Source organism: Amycolatopsis sp. NPDC003861, from assembly GCF_053605405.1.
Genome location: NZ_JBSGJD010000040.1, coordinates 1 through 14,731, shown reverse-complemented (window position 1 = coordinate 14,731; position 14,731 = coordinate 1). Strand labels below are relative to the sequence as shown.

General features: G+C 69.9%; 11 protein-coding genes and 1 tRNA gene. 2 read left to right on the top strand and 10 right to left on the bottom strand.

Going from position 1 to position 14,731, the window contains the following annotated elements; genetic code table 11:
• Window positions 1–11: 11 nt before the first annotated feature.
• The 3 genes from ACWEVN_RS13185 to ACWEVN_RS13175 all read right to left on the bottom strand — a co-directional run bounded on the left by ACWEVN_RS13185 (window position 12) and on the right by ACWEVN_RS13175 (window position 1,565).
• A complete protein-coding gene (locus tag ACWEVN_RS13185; protein ID WP_452051369.1) occupies window positions 12–602 on the bottom strand; it encodes an RNA polymerase sigma factor in 591 nt (196 codons plus the stop codon).
• Window positions 602–769: a hypothetical protein gene (locus ACWEVN_RS13180; RefSeq protein WP_452051368.1), complete on the bottom strand. Its 168-nt coding sequence runs from the start codon at window positions 767–769 to the stop codon at window positions 602–604. The genes ACWEVN_RS13185 and ACWEVN_RS13180 overlap by 1 nt, the downstream gene beginning before the upstream one ends.
• Before the next feature lie 722 nt (window positions 770–1,491).
• A tRNA-Thr gene (locus ACWEVN_RS13175) sits at window positions 1,492–1,565 on the bottom strand.
• Between the two features lie 134 nt (window positions 1,566–1,699).
• Between ACWEVN_RS13175 and ACWEVN_RS13170 the strand changes: the two genes are divergently transcribed.
• Window positions 1,700–3,367 carry a hypothetical protein gene (locus ACWEVN_RS13170; protein ID WP_452051367.1) on the top strand — a complete coding sequence of 556 codons (1,668 nt, stop codon included), beginning with the start codon at window positions 1,700–1,702 and terminating at the stop codon, window positions 3,365–3,367.
• Between the two features lie 52 nt (window positions 3,368–3,419).
• Here the strand turns inward: ACWEVN_RS13170 and ACWEVN_RS13165 are convergent, their stop codons facing one another.
• From ACWEVN_RS13165 to topA, 7 genes are all read right to left on the bottom strand, one after another.
• Entirely contained in the window at window positions 3,420–4,625 is a 1,206-nt protein-coding gene (locus ACWEVN_RS13165; protein ID WP_449684713.1) for a DNA polymerase III subunit delta', read from the bottom strand.
• Window positions 4,622–6,733, bottom strand: coding sequence for a bifunctional MFS transporter/dTMP kinase (locus ACWEVN_RS13160; protein WP_449684712.1), 2,112 nt, complete (start codon window positions 6,731–6,733; stop codon window positions 4,622–4,624). The genes ACWEVN_RS13165 and ACWEVN_RS13160 overlap by 4 nt, the downstream gene beginning before the upstream one ends.
• 126 nt (window positions 6,734–6,859) lie before the next feature.
• Window positions 6,860–7,453, bottom strand: a complete 594-nt coding sequence (locus ACWEVN_RS13155) for a hypothetical protein (protein WP_449684711.1) — start codon at window positions 7,451–7,453, stop codon at window positions 6,860–6,862.
• A gap of 473 nt (window positions 7,454–7,926) precedes the next feature.
• The gene (locus tag ACWEVN_RS13150; protein ID WP_452051366.1) at window positions 7,927–8,718 is read right to left on the bottom strand and encodes a hypothetical protein; all 792 of its coding nucleotides are present in this window, start codon (window positions 8,716–8,718) and stop codon (window positions 7,927–7,929) included.
• A gap of 413 nt (window positions 8,719–9,131) precedes the next feature.
• Complete coding sequence (locus ACWEVN_RS13145) at window positions 9,132–9,923, bottom strand: ESX secretion-associated protein EspG (RefSeq protein WP_452051365.1); 792 nt, start codon at window positions 9,921–9,923, stop codon at window positions 9,132–9,134.
• Between the two features lie 86 nt (window positions 9,924–10,009).
• Window positions 10,010–10,618: a hypothetical protein gene (locus ACWEVN_RS13140; RefSeq protein WP_452051364.1), complete on the bottom strand. Its 609-nt coding sequence runs from the start codon at window positions 10,616–10,618 to the stop codon at window positions 10,010–10,012.
• 106 nt (window positions 10,619–10,724) lie between these two features.
• Window positions 10,725–13,586, bottom strand: coding sequence for a type I DNA topoisomerase (topA, locus tag ACWEVN_RS13135; RefSeq protein ID WP_449684707.1), 2,862 nt, complete (start codon window positions 13,584–13,586; stop codon window positions 10,725–10,727).
• 296 nt (window positions 13,587–13,882) lie between these two features.
• Here topA and ACWEVN_RS13130 point away from each other — a divergent pair, with 296 nt between their 5' ends.
• A complete protein-coding gene (locus ACWEVN_RS13130) occupies window positions 13,883–14,689 on the top strand; it encodes a S1 family peptidase (protein WP_449684706.1) in 807 nt (268 codons plus the stop codon).
• Window positions 14,690–14,731: the final 42 nt, after the last annotated feature.

The window sequence follows — 14,731 nt, the reverse complement described above, 5'->3', positions numbered from 1 at the left end:
TGTGACTCAGCTCACAAGTTCTCGGCTTTGCCAGCACCCTCTGTCATCCGCCACTCAGACAGCGCCCTAGCCAGACGTTTTCTGGCATGGCGAGCATGCGAACGAACCGTGGACTCGTTCATCTCCAGCGTCTCGGCGATCTGCTGCACGCTGAGGTCATCCAGCAAAAAAGCCATGATCATTCTCTGCTGAGGCGGGAGTCCCCGAAGAGCGTCAAGCACGAATGCCCTCCCGCTAAGAGCTAGATCTTCAGCAGAAGGCGCCGGCTCTGGTTCGAGAACATCGTCGAGATGGTAGACAACATCCCGGCGACGTGCCCGGCTGCGCCAATAGTCCACAGTGCGATTACGGAACACGCGATAGGCAAACGCAACAGGCGAATGCAGAACGCTATCCCACCTTTGATAAGTAGCTAGCATTGTCTCTTGCGCGATTTCGACAGCATCTTCGCTCGAAAGACCAAGCCGAGCCCCGTACTGAACGAGGCGAGGGTAGAACTCGGTGAAGAACGCGTCAAATTCTTCGTGTTCGCCTTCTTTTCCGCCGCCACCTCGGTCGAGCGCTTTACGGGAGCGCTCGACCGAGGAGTCCTGACCTGACATCAGTTGTCCGGCGGCCGGTCTTCGGGACGCCCGTCTTCACTTCCGGACCACAGGATGTCCCCCAGCTTGCGGCCAAGCCAGGGGCGCAACCGTTTCCAAGCCCGCCGCCTGAGTTCACCGCTGACGAGCATCAGCAAAGCCGTGAACGCAATCACGTCCAGCGCCACGTGCACATAATCGGGAATTTCTCGCAACGCGGGCACGACTCGTGTGCCAAGCGAAATTCCGAGTGCGCCCAATGCCGCAACGACACGAACAGAAAGGCGACAGTTGTCGCGCGGGGGCTCTGCCGAGTTAACGGCAGCACCTCCCGAAGAGCGGGGCCCGCTCATCGGATTCTCCTTATTCAGTCTTGTCACTTCCGCTCGCCCAGGCCTCCTGCCATGGTTTCCCGCGCGAGCGGTTCCAATCTCAGCACCCAGTAGCTGGCGTTGGCCAGACCTTCAAGGATTTTGTGGCGAACGTCACCACACTCCTCTCTGAGTGACTTTCGCCACCGGGTACCTGGCCGAGGAGCGTACTCCTAGTCAAGCCCGGCAAACATGCGGGGTGACGCCGCGTCGCGCACGACCGCCAGGGCATCCGCGCCCGTCACAGCCCCATGAGAACCGATGTCGACACTGAAGCCCTGCGCCCCTACTCCGGGGCACACTTCGACGGCATTTTGATGGCAAACTCGGAGGCACACAGCACGGGCGTTCGAGTGCAAGCCATCGGTAGGCCCGGCCGTAGCCGCGTTCAGACGACCGCGATGGACCCGCTTCCCCACGATGGGTGAACCTCCGGAAGTTTCTTCCCTCACCGACCAGACGTCTTAGTCACCCACCTAGTCACCCATCAGACGAGACAGGCCCCATCCGAGGTGTCTCGGATGGGGCCTGACCTGCGGAGCCGCCTGGGGGAATCGAACCCCCGACCTATTCATTACGAGTGAATCGCTCTGGCCGACTGAGCTAAGGCGGCGTGTCTCCGGCTTCCGCTGGCGACGTCGACAAGTGTAGCGGAAGCTGTGCGCGTCACTTTCCGGGGGGATCGTCGTTAAGGCCCTATGACGCCGGTCTCACTCCCCGGCCGACCCCACTTGGAGGCTCTGGCACATGCGGCGAAGACTGCCCCGCTCGGCGGCCCTGCCTGCGGCTGCTGCGTTGCTCCTGCTCAGCGCGGCGCCGGCGATGGCCGATCCGACCTATCCGACGACGCCGATTCCGCAGCCGGCGCATCCGGGGCAGGCGCCCATCTCCGCGCCGATCGGGCCGCAGCCGCTGGGGCAGGCCGTCGGGGATGCCGGGACCGCTCTCGGGATCATCCGGCTGCTGCCCAACGCCGTGCCCACCAGCACCATTCTCCCCGGGTTCGGGCAGACGCTGCCGAAGCAGTCCGCGCTCGAGGCCGGGATGGGCCTGTCGAGCGCGTCGGCGAACTCGGACGCCTACCTGAGCTACGAGAAAGCCATCGCGCAGGCCTCGCCGTTCGGGCTGTCCATCGGCGGAAACGCGCCGCAGACGCCCGGTAGTGTCGTGCAGACGGCCTTGCCCGACAACCCGCAGCCGATCACCGGTGGCCTCAACGCGCCGTCGAACCCGCTGCTGAACGTGGGCCTGCTCAACGGGAGCGCGCACGCGCGGTGGAGCGACTCGCTCGGCCCGTGCGTCGACACCATCGCCGACGCCAGCACGTCGGTGGCCAGCCTGTCGCTCCTGAACGTCGTGCCGTCGATGCCGAACCTCGGCCTGGACGCGCTGAAGCCGAAGCTCGACCCGAGCTCGCTGGCGAGCGGGTTCGACCTGACCAAGGGCCTGCAGAGCCTCGGCGGCCTGCTGCAGGGCGGCGGGCAGACGGCCGCGGACGGCAACGGCTCGCTGCTGAGCCTGCCGAACACGCTGTCGTCGCGGTCGCAGGTGAAGCTGGTCGACATCCCGGGGTCGAAGAACAAGGCCGTCCAGTCGACATCAACGCTGCAGGCCGCGGACATCGAAATCCTCAAGGGCACGCCGTTGGCGCTGAGCATCAAGGTCGCCAGCCAGCCGACGCTCAAGGTGACCTCCACCGGCGACGCGAAGACGTCCAAGGTCGAGTACACCGCGCCGGTCCTGACCATCGCCGCCGGCGGGAAGACGCTCTACACGCTCGACGCGGCGCACCCGACCAAGGACATCCCGATCGGGCTGCCGCTGAAGCCGCTGAGCGACCAGTTCGGCAAGCTCAAGGATCTGCCCGTTGTCGGCGGGCTCCTGGCGCCTCTCGAAGGTCCGGTCCAGCAGGTGGGAACCACCGCGGGCACCGTGCTCGACCTCGGCGTGCTGCGGCTGAGCATCGCCGGGCTGGACCAGAAGTCGGCGAACATGACCACGCCGTTCAAGGGGTTCCAGCTGGGCGCTTCGGCGCGGATGTTCGACCTGCAGCTGCTGCCGACGACCAAGCTCAAGAGCCTGCTGCCGGACGACCAGGCGAAGAACCTGCCGTCGTCGCTGGCCCAGCTCTCGCTCGGCGAGCAGATCGCCCGGGCCTACGCGCCGACCGGCGGCGTGATCTGCGGGACGGCGTCGACACCGCCGCCCGCGGGTGGTGAGGCGCCGAAGGGGCCGGTGAAGAACCTGGCCTACACCGGCGGCGCGTACGACACCGTGCCGCTGTTCTGGACGGGCACCGCGATGCTGCTGCTCGGCGTGGTCATGGTGGCCGCGATGCCGGGCGGACGGCGGCGCCCGCTGGCCGTGGCCGGCGAAGAGAAGCCGTTCAAACCCTCGCCGCGTCCGCGCGAGTGACCCGAGGGGTCTGAAGGAGCCCGCCAGGTACGCCTGGCGGGCTCCTTCGTGTTCAGCCCTGGCGAAGCGTCGTGACCATCGCCTCGACGGCGATGCGCGGCTTCACGTTCAGCTCGATCGCCTCGCGGCACTCCAGCACGGCTTCGAGCCGGCGCAGCGTCGACTCCGTCGTCCACGACGACGCTGCTTCGCGGATCTGGTCGGCGTGGTCCGGGTGGTTGAGCGTCGCGCCGGAGTGGGTCGCCGTCACCAGGACGTCGCGGTAGAAGCCGGCGAGGTCGACCAGCGCGAGGTCGAGCGTGTCGCGCTGGGTTCGGGTCGCGCGGGACTTCTGCTTCTTCTCCAGCTGCTTGACCGCGGCTTCGGCGGCTCGCTTGGCGCCCGCGACGCCCTTGCCGACGCCGTCACCGCCCATCGCTGTCCGCAGCTCGTTGCGCTCGTCCTCGTCGCGGGCCTTGCTGGCCTCGCCCGCGTCCGCCTCGGCCGCGCTGATCAGCTGGTCGGCGCAGGTGAAGACGTCGCTCATCCGGCGGAGGCCGAGCGGGATCCGCAGCACGGTGGCCCGGCGCTGCCGCGCGGCCTCGTCGGTGGCGAGCCGGCGCGCGCGGCCGACGTGGCCGCCGCACACCGAAGCGGCCCACTGCGCGCGTTCGGCGTCGACGTGGTCGCGGCGCATCAGCACGTCCGCGATCGCCTCCGGCGGCGGCGTCCGGAGCGTCACCAGGCGGCAGCGCGAGCGGATCGTCACCGAGACGTCTTCGGGGTGGTCCGACGGTGCGCACAGCAGGAACACCGTGCGGTCCGGCGGCTCCTCGACGGCCTTCAGCAGGGCGTTCGACGCGCCTTCGGTGAGCCTGTCCGCGTCCTCGATGATCACGACCTGCCAGTTGCCGGTCGTCGGGCGCCGCGCAGCCGCCTGGACCAGCGCGCGCATCTCGGCGACCGAGATCGACAGGCCTTCCGGCACCACGAGCCGGACGTCGGCGTGCGTGCCCGCCATCGTCGTGTGACAGCCGGGGCAGGCGTCGCAGCCGGTGCCGGTGCTGCACTGCAGGGCCGCGGCGAACGTCCGCGCGGCGACCGAGCGGCCGGAGCCGGGCGGGCCGGTGAGCAGCCAGGCGTGCGTCATCGCGCCGGGCGGCGCCGGTTCGCCGGCGACGATCTTGGCGGCGGCCGAAGCGGCCGCGCTCAGCGTTTCGACCGCGGGTTCCTGGCCGACCAGCTGGTTCCAGACGCCGATGCGTTCGGTCGTCGTCACTTCGCCTCCACGCGAGGCTCTTCCGGGGTCTCGATGGGGAGGGTGTCCAGCGGGAGCGTCACCGGCTTCTCCGTCGTCGGCGCCAGCGCGGCCAGCCGTCCGACGAACACGGCGCGCAGCGCGGTGCGGATGCGCTCGGCGACCTCGACGTCGGTACCGTCGGCATCGATCACGACGTACCGGTCCGGGTCGGCCGCGGCCATCTCGGTGAGCAGGTGCTGGACGCGCCACTGGTCGTTCATCGCGGCCGACTTGTCGCGCGGGGCCCCGTTCGGGGCGGCGTCCAGCAGGATGGTCAGGTCCGGGCGCAGCCGGCCGGTCGCCCAGTCGGCGAGGCCTTCGAGCTCGTCGCTGTCGAGCCCGGCGACGGCGGACAGGTGCGCCAGCGGCGAGTCGACGAACCGCTCCATCACGACCACCGAGCCGGCGTCCAGCGCGGGCTGGACGTGCCGCTCCACGATGTCGGCCCGCACCGCGGCGGCGGCCAGCGCCTGGGCGCGCGCGCCGGTGAGCGAGGCGCCGGAGACGAGCGCGGTGAGCCGCTGGTCGTCGAGCGCGGGGTCGGCGGCGACGACGACCGGCCGGGTGCCGCCGCGCATCCAGTCGGCGAGGTTGACGGCTTGGATGGCGGTGTTGATCGCGGTGGTGCCCTCGACGGCGATGAGGAAGCCGTTGACGCGCCGCGGCGAGCGGCGCAGCGCGTTGCGCAGGTCGGCGAGGATCGGCTCGGTGCGCTTGTCGTCCATCTGCCGGTAGGCGAAGAGCCCGGCGACCAGCGCGATCGTGGCGCCGCCGAGCATCACCGGGCGCGTGCCGTCGATGGTGAGCGGGTTGCCCCAGACGGTGATCGTGTTCCGCTGCACCGCGCCGACGAGCAGCGGCACGGTGACCGTGGTGCCGAACAGCACCAGCTTCATCATCAGCTGGTAGATCGCGTTGATCCGGCCACGGATGGCGTCCTCGACGCGTGAGCCGATGATCGTCACGCCGGTCAGGAACGCGGTGCCGGCGCAGATGCCGACCAGCACCACAGTGATCAGCGAGATGGTCAGGTGCGGGGACAGCGCCACGAGGGCGAGCGAGATCGCGGCCGCGACGATAGAGAGGCCGAACAGCCGGTCGTGCGGGAGCCGGCGGGCGAGCTTGGGCGCGAAGACCATGCCGGTGGCGAGGCCGAGGAAGACGGCGAGGACGAGCAGGCTGAACGCGGAGTCACCGGCCCCCAGGCTGGAGGAGTACGGCTTGGCCGAACCGATCACGGCGCCGCCGGCGACGAACGCGCCGAACGCGCCCACCAGCAGCCCGCGCACGAGTGGTGTGCTGCGGATGAACCGGAAGCCGTCGGCGATCATCGCGCCGATGCCGAGCTTTTCCTCGTCGGCCTGCTTGACCTTCTGCTCCGGTGTCGCGTGGACGTTGCGCAGCGAGAGTTCGGGGATCCGCGTGGCGATGAGGATCGCGCTCGCCAGGTAGAGCAGGCCGGTGATGATGACGACCAGTTTGGCGATGTTGAGGCTCGGGTCGCCGGGGAACAGGTGGAACGTCGTGTTGACGCCGGTGATGACCGCGTTCGCGCCGGCCGCGGTGATGACGGCGAGGCCGTAGGTCATCACCATGCCGAGCTGGTTGGCCGTCTCGACCTGGTCGGGCCGGCGGAGCAGGTTCGGGACCGCGGCCTCTTTCGAGGGGATCCACATGCTGGAGGCGCAGCCGACGAGGAAGTTGCCGGCGAGCAGCCACCAGGGCGCGCTGACGATCGCGATGGACAGCAGGAAGCCGCACCGCAGCAGGTCGGCGACGACCATGACCTTGCGGCGGTCGAACCGGTCCGCGAGCAGCCCGCCGACCGGGGCGAACAGCAGCCCCGGCGCCAGGCCGGTCAGGACGACGCCGACGAAGGCGAAGTTCTGCGCGAAGTAGTTGTCGGTGAGCTTCGTGGCCAGGCCGGTGAGGGCCAGGATGTTCAGCCAGTCGGCCACGCTGCACAGGTACGTGACGCCCCAGAGGCGCCGGAACGGTTTGATCGCCAGTACCCGCCGGACCCGGTTGATCGTGGACGCCTCGGCGCCCGACGACGCACCCGGGCCGGCCCCGGGTACCGATCGCACGCCCTCGCTGATACGCCCACCCCACTAGTCACCGCGGTGCCGGGAGGGACCCGACCGTGAAGCCAGGGTAGCCCGATCGGCGTCTGGTGCGCGGGACGGCCCCGTGGTGCGAGGCGGGCGAGGGCGCTAGTCGAACAGCCCCGTCACGCTGCTGACCAGGCTCGAAACCATCTCGATGGCGACGAACCCGAACACGATCAGCAAGGCGACGGCGAGCATGACCCCGGCCGCGCTCGACGACGGCCGGTTGAACGCCGGCATCGACACCGAAGGCATCCTCGGCAGCCGCCGCCGCTTGACGGGCACGAGCTCGACGTCGTCGAGGTCTTCATCGGCCAGCGGCTCCTGCCGCACGGGCCGCATGATCTGCGGCGGCCTCGTCGGCCAGGTGCGCCGCCGTGTTCGCTGCCTCGGGAGCAGGCCCAACGGCTGGCCCTGGTTCAAGGTTCCGGCCGGCGGGACCGCCTCGGGCGCCTTGTCCTCGCGGAGCGTCTCCTCGACCATCCGCCGCACGGCTTCCTCGTCCGGCTGCACCGGCCCGGCCACCGGGATGGCGATGGGCTCGTGGCCATTCGGGACCGCGGTGCGCGGCTCGGGCGACGCCGTGACCAGCCCGGAGACCGGGTCCGCGAACATCTCGCCAGGTGCTTCGGACAGTGTGCCGTCGCGCTGAGTGAGCTCGGGGGCATTGAAGAAGGGAGCCTCACCGTTCGCGCTCATGGTGACCACCTCACTACTGAATGTCCTCGCCTTTCCAGGGTAGCGACGCTGGCGGATAACGCATCCGCCCAATGGCTCTGTCTCCAGTGGATGGTCGGTCACGCAGCGCAAGCCCGCACCCGAACCTCCTGAAGTGTCCAGTCCGACGGTCACCAGGTCGACCGCTGTTGGTGACAGATCGTAGTGAATCGGGTCACAGTGGCGGGTTGGGGTGGTGGCCAGGGGCTGGCCTTCGGGTGGCCAGTTCGGGGTTGGGTTTAGGTGCGGGGTTTGGTTGGCGGAAGCGCTCCCTGGGTTGGGTCGGGCGGGCTGGGCCGGGCGGCTGGGCCGGGCGGGCCCGCTGGGCTGGGGCGGGGCGGCTGGGGCAGGGCGGGCGGGCGGGGCTGGGCTGGGTCGGTGTGGGCTGGGTGGCCCACCGGGGCGAGCCGACCGGGGGCCGGCCCTGCCGCTTCTGCCCTACCTGCGGCCTTTGCTCAGGGGGTCTCCTCCTGTCCGAGGTCGATCATCTTGCGGCACCAGTCGCGGAGCATGCCGCGGCTGAAGGGGCTCAGGACCAGCTGGCGGCGGCCCTCTCCTCGGTCGAGCGCGGCCAGGGCGAAGCGGCCCAGGTCCGTGTCGACCAGGACGAAACCGTGGTCGGGGAACTCCGCGCACAGGCCTCCGAAGGCCAGCATGTCCAGGACCGCCGTTCCCGATCTCGGGCGGGCCAGGAGCTCTCGCATTGCTCCTATGTCGTCGTCTTGGCCGTCGTGGACCAGGCCGTCGTCGTCGACCGAGACCCAGATTGCTCTCGGGGAAGCGCCGAACGGGACGTCCGGTAGCTCGGCCACCAGCATCTCCGGCAGTTCCTCGAAGTCGGCCAGGTGGATCGCCGTGCGGCCGGGGAGCGAGCCCATCATGAAGGCGCGCTCGCCGTCGGCGTAGCAGCGGATGTCCGCCGTCTCCGGGCCGTCGTCGAACACGCCGCACAGGGCCGCGCGGACTGAGCCGCGCAGCATCAGCGAGACCACCTCGAAGCCGATCTCGTTGAGCTCGCCGTTCGCGCCGAACGGGGTGCCGTCGATCCAGGCGGCCCAGGCCATGTGGCGCTCGACCTCGGCCACCAGGTCCGCCGGGTCGTCCGACACCGGGCCGTGGACCAGGATGTCGTGGTCGCTGACGTCCGGGTTGTACAGCCGATCGACCGGCTCACGGTCCGGCATGGCCGCCAGCACCGGGCCGGCCGCCAGCTCGAGCAGCTCTCGGGCCGCTGTGCGCTCAGCCATGCCGCCGCCTCTCGCTTGCACGGACACCGGGCCCGGCAGTTGGACCGGGTGGGCGAGCCGCGCTTGCCGAGCCGCTCGCGCCAGCCCGGCTACGTGGGCCGCCTGCGCAGGCCGAGCCACCCGAGCCAGCCGGACCACTCGCGCCAACCTGGCCGGCTGCGCCAGGCGAGCCGGGCGGGCCGGCCGAGCCGACCGGGCGACTCGCGCCACCAGCGCCTGCCGCGTGATCCGAGCCGGCCGGGTCGCTTGAGATGGGCGGGGTTGGGGCTGGGTCGGCTGAGGGGCGTTGCTCTGGGATGCCGTTGTTCAGCTCGGCTGCCGCGAGGATTGCCTCTCGGACCGTCAGGTCCTTCGAGGCCGCCGCTACCACCCTGTCCACTCCCTCGCCTGCCGTCTTGCGGACCTCCCTTTGCTCATGCATGGCTCTGCACCGCCTCGACGATCCACTGCTCCGCCGTTCTGCGCGAGGCTGGACCCCACGTCACCGTCCAGCGGCCGCTTCTGGCCACTGCTGCGCTGAACTGGTAGCGGCCCAGGTCGTTGTCCACCAGGCCGAACGCGCCGTGCGGGTATTCGGCCAGGATGGCGTTGCGCACCGCCAGGTCGACCAGGACCGTGCCCAGCCTCGGGCGGGCCGCGGACTGGCGGATCAGCTCGACCGCCCTCTCGCAGTGCCGCGGGATCAGGCCGCGCTCGTCCGTCTCGATGCGCACGTGCTCGCCCGGCCCTGGTGGGCGGTCGGGCAGGCCGTCGAACACCCAGCCCGGCAGCTCGCTGAGGAAGCCCGACCGCAGCCGCGCGCGGTTGCCCAGCTTGTGCAGGACCGTCGTGTAGTCCTCGTCGCCGAAGAAGCGGACCTCCCACGGCTTGGCCCGCGCCGGGAAGACGCCGGTGACCACGCCGCGGATGAAGCCGCCGCGCAGGGCCCGGTACAGGCCGACCGCCTCCGCCGTGACCTCGCCGCCCGGGGCGAGGCCGATCGCGGCCATCCCCGCCACGAAGCGCGTGTACTGCTCCACCTCGTCCGCGAGGCTCGACGCGGGCGCGGAGCGACGCCCCGGCAGCGGTCCGGTGTCCGCCAGCACCGGCGGGATCTCGAACTCGGGGTCGTAGAACTCCATCACCGAGGGCCGCTCCGGCACCTCGGCCGACAGCGGGGCGATGACCTCGTCGATGACGTCGAAGACGGCGACTGCGTTGCTCACCCCTCGATTGAACACCCTGGCACCGACAATTTCTCGCACATATGTTCGAGAGGGTGACATCGGTCGGTGAGCGGTCGGCGAGCGGCTCAGCCATGCTCCGGCACCCGCCCTTCGACGAACTCGGCGAGCCTCTCCACGGTCCCGGGCAGCCACCAGAGCCGGCGGTGGCCACCCCTGGGTCTCTCCAAGGCCGCCAGGTGCCGGCCGCGGTCGTCGTCGACGAACGCGAGCATCTCCCACTGCGGCGGTGAGCCGTCGCGGTGGATGTCGAACTGGACGGTGCCACGCCGGGTCCGCCGCAGGTCGTCCATCAAATCGAGGACGAGGCACTCCTGCTCGGGTTCGAGCACCCCGCGCTCGTCAGCCTCGAGGTACAGCCCCTCGCCCGGCGCCGGCGGCAACGGCGGCAGGCGCGTCAATGCCAGCCGCAGCAGCTTCGCGACGCCGCCCGGCGAGGGCCCGGACAGGCTCAACCCGTCCCCGGCGACGCCGAACGCGGTCCGGTCGTCGAAGAACGCCGACGTCCACGGCTCCTCGGACATCGCGACGGCCACGCCGCAGACGCCGCCGCTGCCCGGGAACTCGGGCAGCGCCTCCATCAGGTCCAGGGCGGTGGAACTACCGGCGGCCGCCGCCCGGACCGGCTTCAGGATCTTGGTGGTCACCGTGTGCACGGTGCGTGGTGTGCTGGTCACGCGTTCAGGAAACCCGGGACCACCGACAATTTCCCGAACATCCGTTCGAGGTGTCACCTGAAGGTGTGACGCCGAGGGCCTCCCCGCAGGAGGAGGCCCTCGGGTCTCACTTGGCCTTCGTCGCGGTCGAGCTCGAGCGCTTGGCCGTGGTCGCCTTCTTGGTCGTGCCCGCCTTGACCGTCTTCGCCGTCGTCGAAGCCGGCTTGCGCGCGGGCGCCTTCCGCTTCGGCGCCGGACCCTTGGCCCGCTTCTCCGCCAGCAGCTCGGCCGCCCGTTCCGCGGTCAGCGACTCGATTTCGTCGCCCTTCCGCAGCGTCGCGTTGTACTCGCCATCGGTCACGTACGGGCCGAACCGGCCGTCCTTGACCACCATCGGCTTGCCCGACACCGGGTCGTCGCCGAGCTCCTTGAGCGGCGGCTTCGCGGTGGCGGACCGCCCACGCTGCTTCGGCTCCGAGTAGATCTTCAGCGCCTCTTCGAGCGTGATCGAGAAGAGCTGGTCCTCGGTCGAGAGCGACCGCGAGTCCGTGCCCTTCTTCAGGTACGGCCCGTAGCGCCCGTTCTGCGCCGTGATCTCGTCACCGGACTCCGGGTCCTTGCCGACCACGCGCGGCAGCGAGAGCAGCTTCAGCGCGTCGTCCAGCGTGATGTTCTCGATGTCCATCGACTTGAACAGCGAGCCCGTGCGCGGCTTCGGCGCCTTCGCCTTCAACGCCTTCTTCTGCGCGGCCGTGGCGTCCTCGGGGATCTCGATCTCCGGCAGCACCTCGGTCACGTACGGCCCGAAGCGGCCTTCCTTCGCGACGATGTCGTGCCCGCTCACCGGGTCGGTGCCCAGCGTGCGGCCTTCTTGCGGGGTCGCGAACAGCTTCTCCGCGATCTCCTGCGAGAGCTCGTCCGGCGGCAGGTCCTCGGGCAGGTTCGCGCGCTGCGACTCGCCGTTGACCTCGCGCTCGAGGTACGGCCCGTAGCGCCCGACGCGGACCACGACCGTGTGACCGTCGGCGTCGCTGAACAGCGGGATCGAGTTGATCTCGCGCGCGTCGATGTCCTCGACGCTGCCCTCGACCAGCTTCTTCAGCCCGCCGAGACGGCCGATCGAGCCGTCGACACCCATGTCGCCGCCGAAGTAGAACTTCGACAACCACTGCGCGCGCTGCTCATCGCCGGCCGCGATGCGGTCGAGCTCGTCCTCCATGCCGGCCGTGAAGTCGTAGTCGACCAGCCGCTCGAAGTGCCGTTCCATCAGGCCGATCACGGCGAACGCGACCCACGACGGGACGAGCGCGGAGCCCTTCTTCCAAACGTAGCCGCGATCCTGGATCGTCTTGATGATCGACGCGTACGTCGACGGGCGGCCGATGCCCAGCTCTTCCAGCTTGCTGACCAGGCTCGGCTCCGAGTACCGCGCCGGCGGCGAGGTGGTGTGGCCGTCCGGGTTCAGCTCGGACGCCGTCAGCGCCTGGTCCTTCTCCAGCACCGGCAGGCGGCTCTGCTTGTCGTCGGCTTCGCCACCGGTCTCGGTGTCGACCGCTTCGACATACGCCTTCAGGAAGCCCGCGAAGGTGATCGTGCGGCCCGAAGCGGCGAAGGTGCACTCCTCGCCCGAGGTCGCGTTGCCGACGATGCGCACGGACATCGTGGTGCCCTTGGCGTCCGCCATCTGCGACGCGATCGTGCGCTGCCAGATCATCTCGTAGAGCCGGAACTCGTCGGTGTCCAGCTCGCCCGCGACCTGCCCCGGCGTGCGGAAGACCTCGCCCGACGGCCGGATCGCCTCGTGGGCCTCCTGCGCGTTCTTGACCTTGCGCGTGTACTGGCGCGGCGTCGGCGAGACGTACTCCTTGCCGTACAGCTGCGTGGCCTGGCTGCGCGCGGCCGAGATCGCCGACTCCGACAGCGTCGTGGAGTCGGTACGCATATAGGTGATGTAGCCGTTCTCGTACAGCTTCTGCGCGATCCGCATGGTGCGCTCGGAGGTGAACCGCATCTTGCGGCCGGCCTCCTGCTGCAGCGTCGACGTCATGAAGGGCGCGTACGGCTTGCGCGTGTACGGCTTCTCTTCGACGCTCGCGACCTTGAAGTCACGCTGCTTCAGCGCTTCGGCCAGGCGCCGCGCGTCGGCCTCCGCCAGCACGCGGACCTCGGTGTTCGACGCCTTGAGCTGCCCGTCCGAGCCGAAGTCGCGGCCCGTCGCCAGGCGCGCGCCGTCGACGGCGACCAGCCGCGCCGGGAAGTTCCGCGGCGAAGCTTCTTCACCGGCGTCCATCGTCGCCGAGATGTCCCAGTACGACGCCGAGGTGAAGCGCATGCGCTCGCGCTCGCGCTCGACCACGATCCGGGTCGCCACCGACTGCACGCGGCCCGCCGACAGCTTCGGCATGACCTTCTTCCACAGCACCGGCGAGACCTCGTAGCCGTAGAGGCGGTCGAGGATGCGGCGGGTCTCCTGCGCGTCGACGAGGTCGGCGTCCAGCTCGCGGGTCGAGTCGGCGGCCGCGCGGATGGCCTGCTCGGTGACCTCGTGGAAGACCATCCGGCGGACCGGGACCTTCGGCTTGAGCGTCTCGAGGAGGTGCCACGCGATGGCCTCGCCCTCGCGGTCGGGGTCCGTGGCGAGGTAGAGCTCGTCGACGTCCTTCAGCAGGCCCTTGAGCTCGGTGACCTTGGACTTCTTGTCCGGGGTCACCACGTAGAGGGCCTTGAAGCCGTTGTCGACGTCGACGCCGAGCCGCGCCCACGCCTCGCCCTTGTACTGGGCGGGGACGTCGGCGGCACCGCGCGGCAGGTCGCGGATGTGCCCGACGGAGGACTCGACGACGTATCCGCCGCCGAGGTAGGGCGCGATCTTGCGGGCCTTCGTCGGCGACTCGACGATGACCAGCCGCCGGTGCCCGGCGCCGTTGCCCGCCGCGGCTCCGTTCTTCTTGGTCCGTGCTCCTGCCACGCTGTCCTGCTCTCCGCTCATCTCGTCCCGCCGCCGCGGGACTGCACCACGTCCCTGCCAGGGCCCGTGTCTCGACCTGCCAGTGTGCACGCTGTTCCCGGCCGGACGGCGCGGAGGTGGCCCAACACGCCGCCGGTCCTGTGCCCAGCGCATCGCCGCTGACCTCGACGATGTTTCCCCAAGTTACCTGCCACGTGATTTCGGCCACGTCCCGCGCAGCCTAGCGCGTGACCGTCCGGATACCCTCCGTTCGACGGTGGTGGGCGCGGGGATGTCACCGCTTCACTGGTTTCCCCGTCCAGCCGAAAGGACCCGCCATGACCCGACGCCTGCTCGGCGCCCTGTTCACCGCCGCGACCGCCACAGTATTGCTGGGGGTCACACCGGCGAACGCGGCCGCGGCGAACTTCGCCGGCACCGTGGCCCTGTCCAACTGCTCGGGATCGGTGGTCAAGCCCGCCGCGACGCCCGACACCGCGCCCGCGCTCGTGATGTCCAACGGGCACTGCCTCGAAACCGGTTTCCCGGCGCCGGGCCAGGTGATCACCAACCGCACCTCCAGCCGGACGTTCACGCTGCTCAGCGCCAGCGGCAGCAACAAGGCGACGCTCCGGGCCAAGAAGATCGTCTACGGCACGATGACCGACACCGACGTGTCGCTCTACCAGCTCACCACCACCTACGCGCAGATCAAGGCGAGCTACGGGATCTCGCCGCTGGAACTGTCGAACGCGCACCCGTCGGCCGGCGCCGCGATCGACGTCGTCTCGGGGTACTGGAAGCGCATCTACTCCTGCAACATCGACGGTTTCGTCTACCGGTTGAAGGAGGGCAGCTGGACCTGGAAGGACTCGATCCGCTACACGTCCGCCTGCCAGACCATCGGCGGGACCTCCGGTTCGCCGATCGTCTCCGGCGGCAAGGTCGTCGGCGTGAACAACACCGGCAACGAAGACGGCCAGCGCTGCACGGACAACAACCCGTGCGAGGTCGACCAGGCCGGGAACGTCACCGTGCACTACAAGACGAACTACGGCCAGGAGACCTACGGCATTCCCGCGTGCCTGACCCCGGCCAACGAAATCGCGCTCACCCAGGCCGGCTGCACGCTGCCCCGGCCCTGACGCGGCTCCCGCACCCGGTCAGGCCGTGCTCGTCACGGCCAT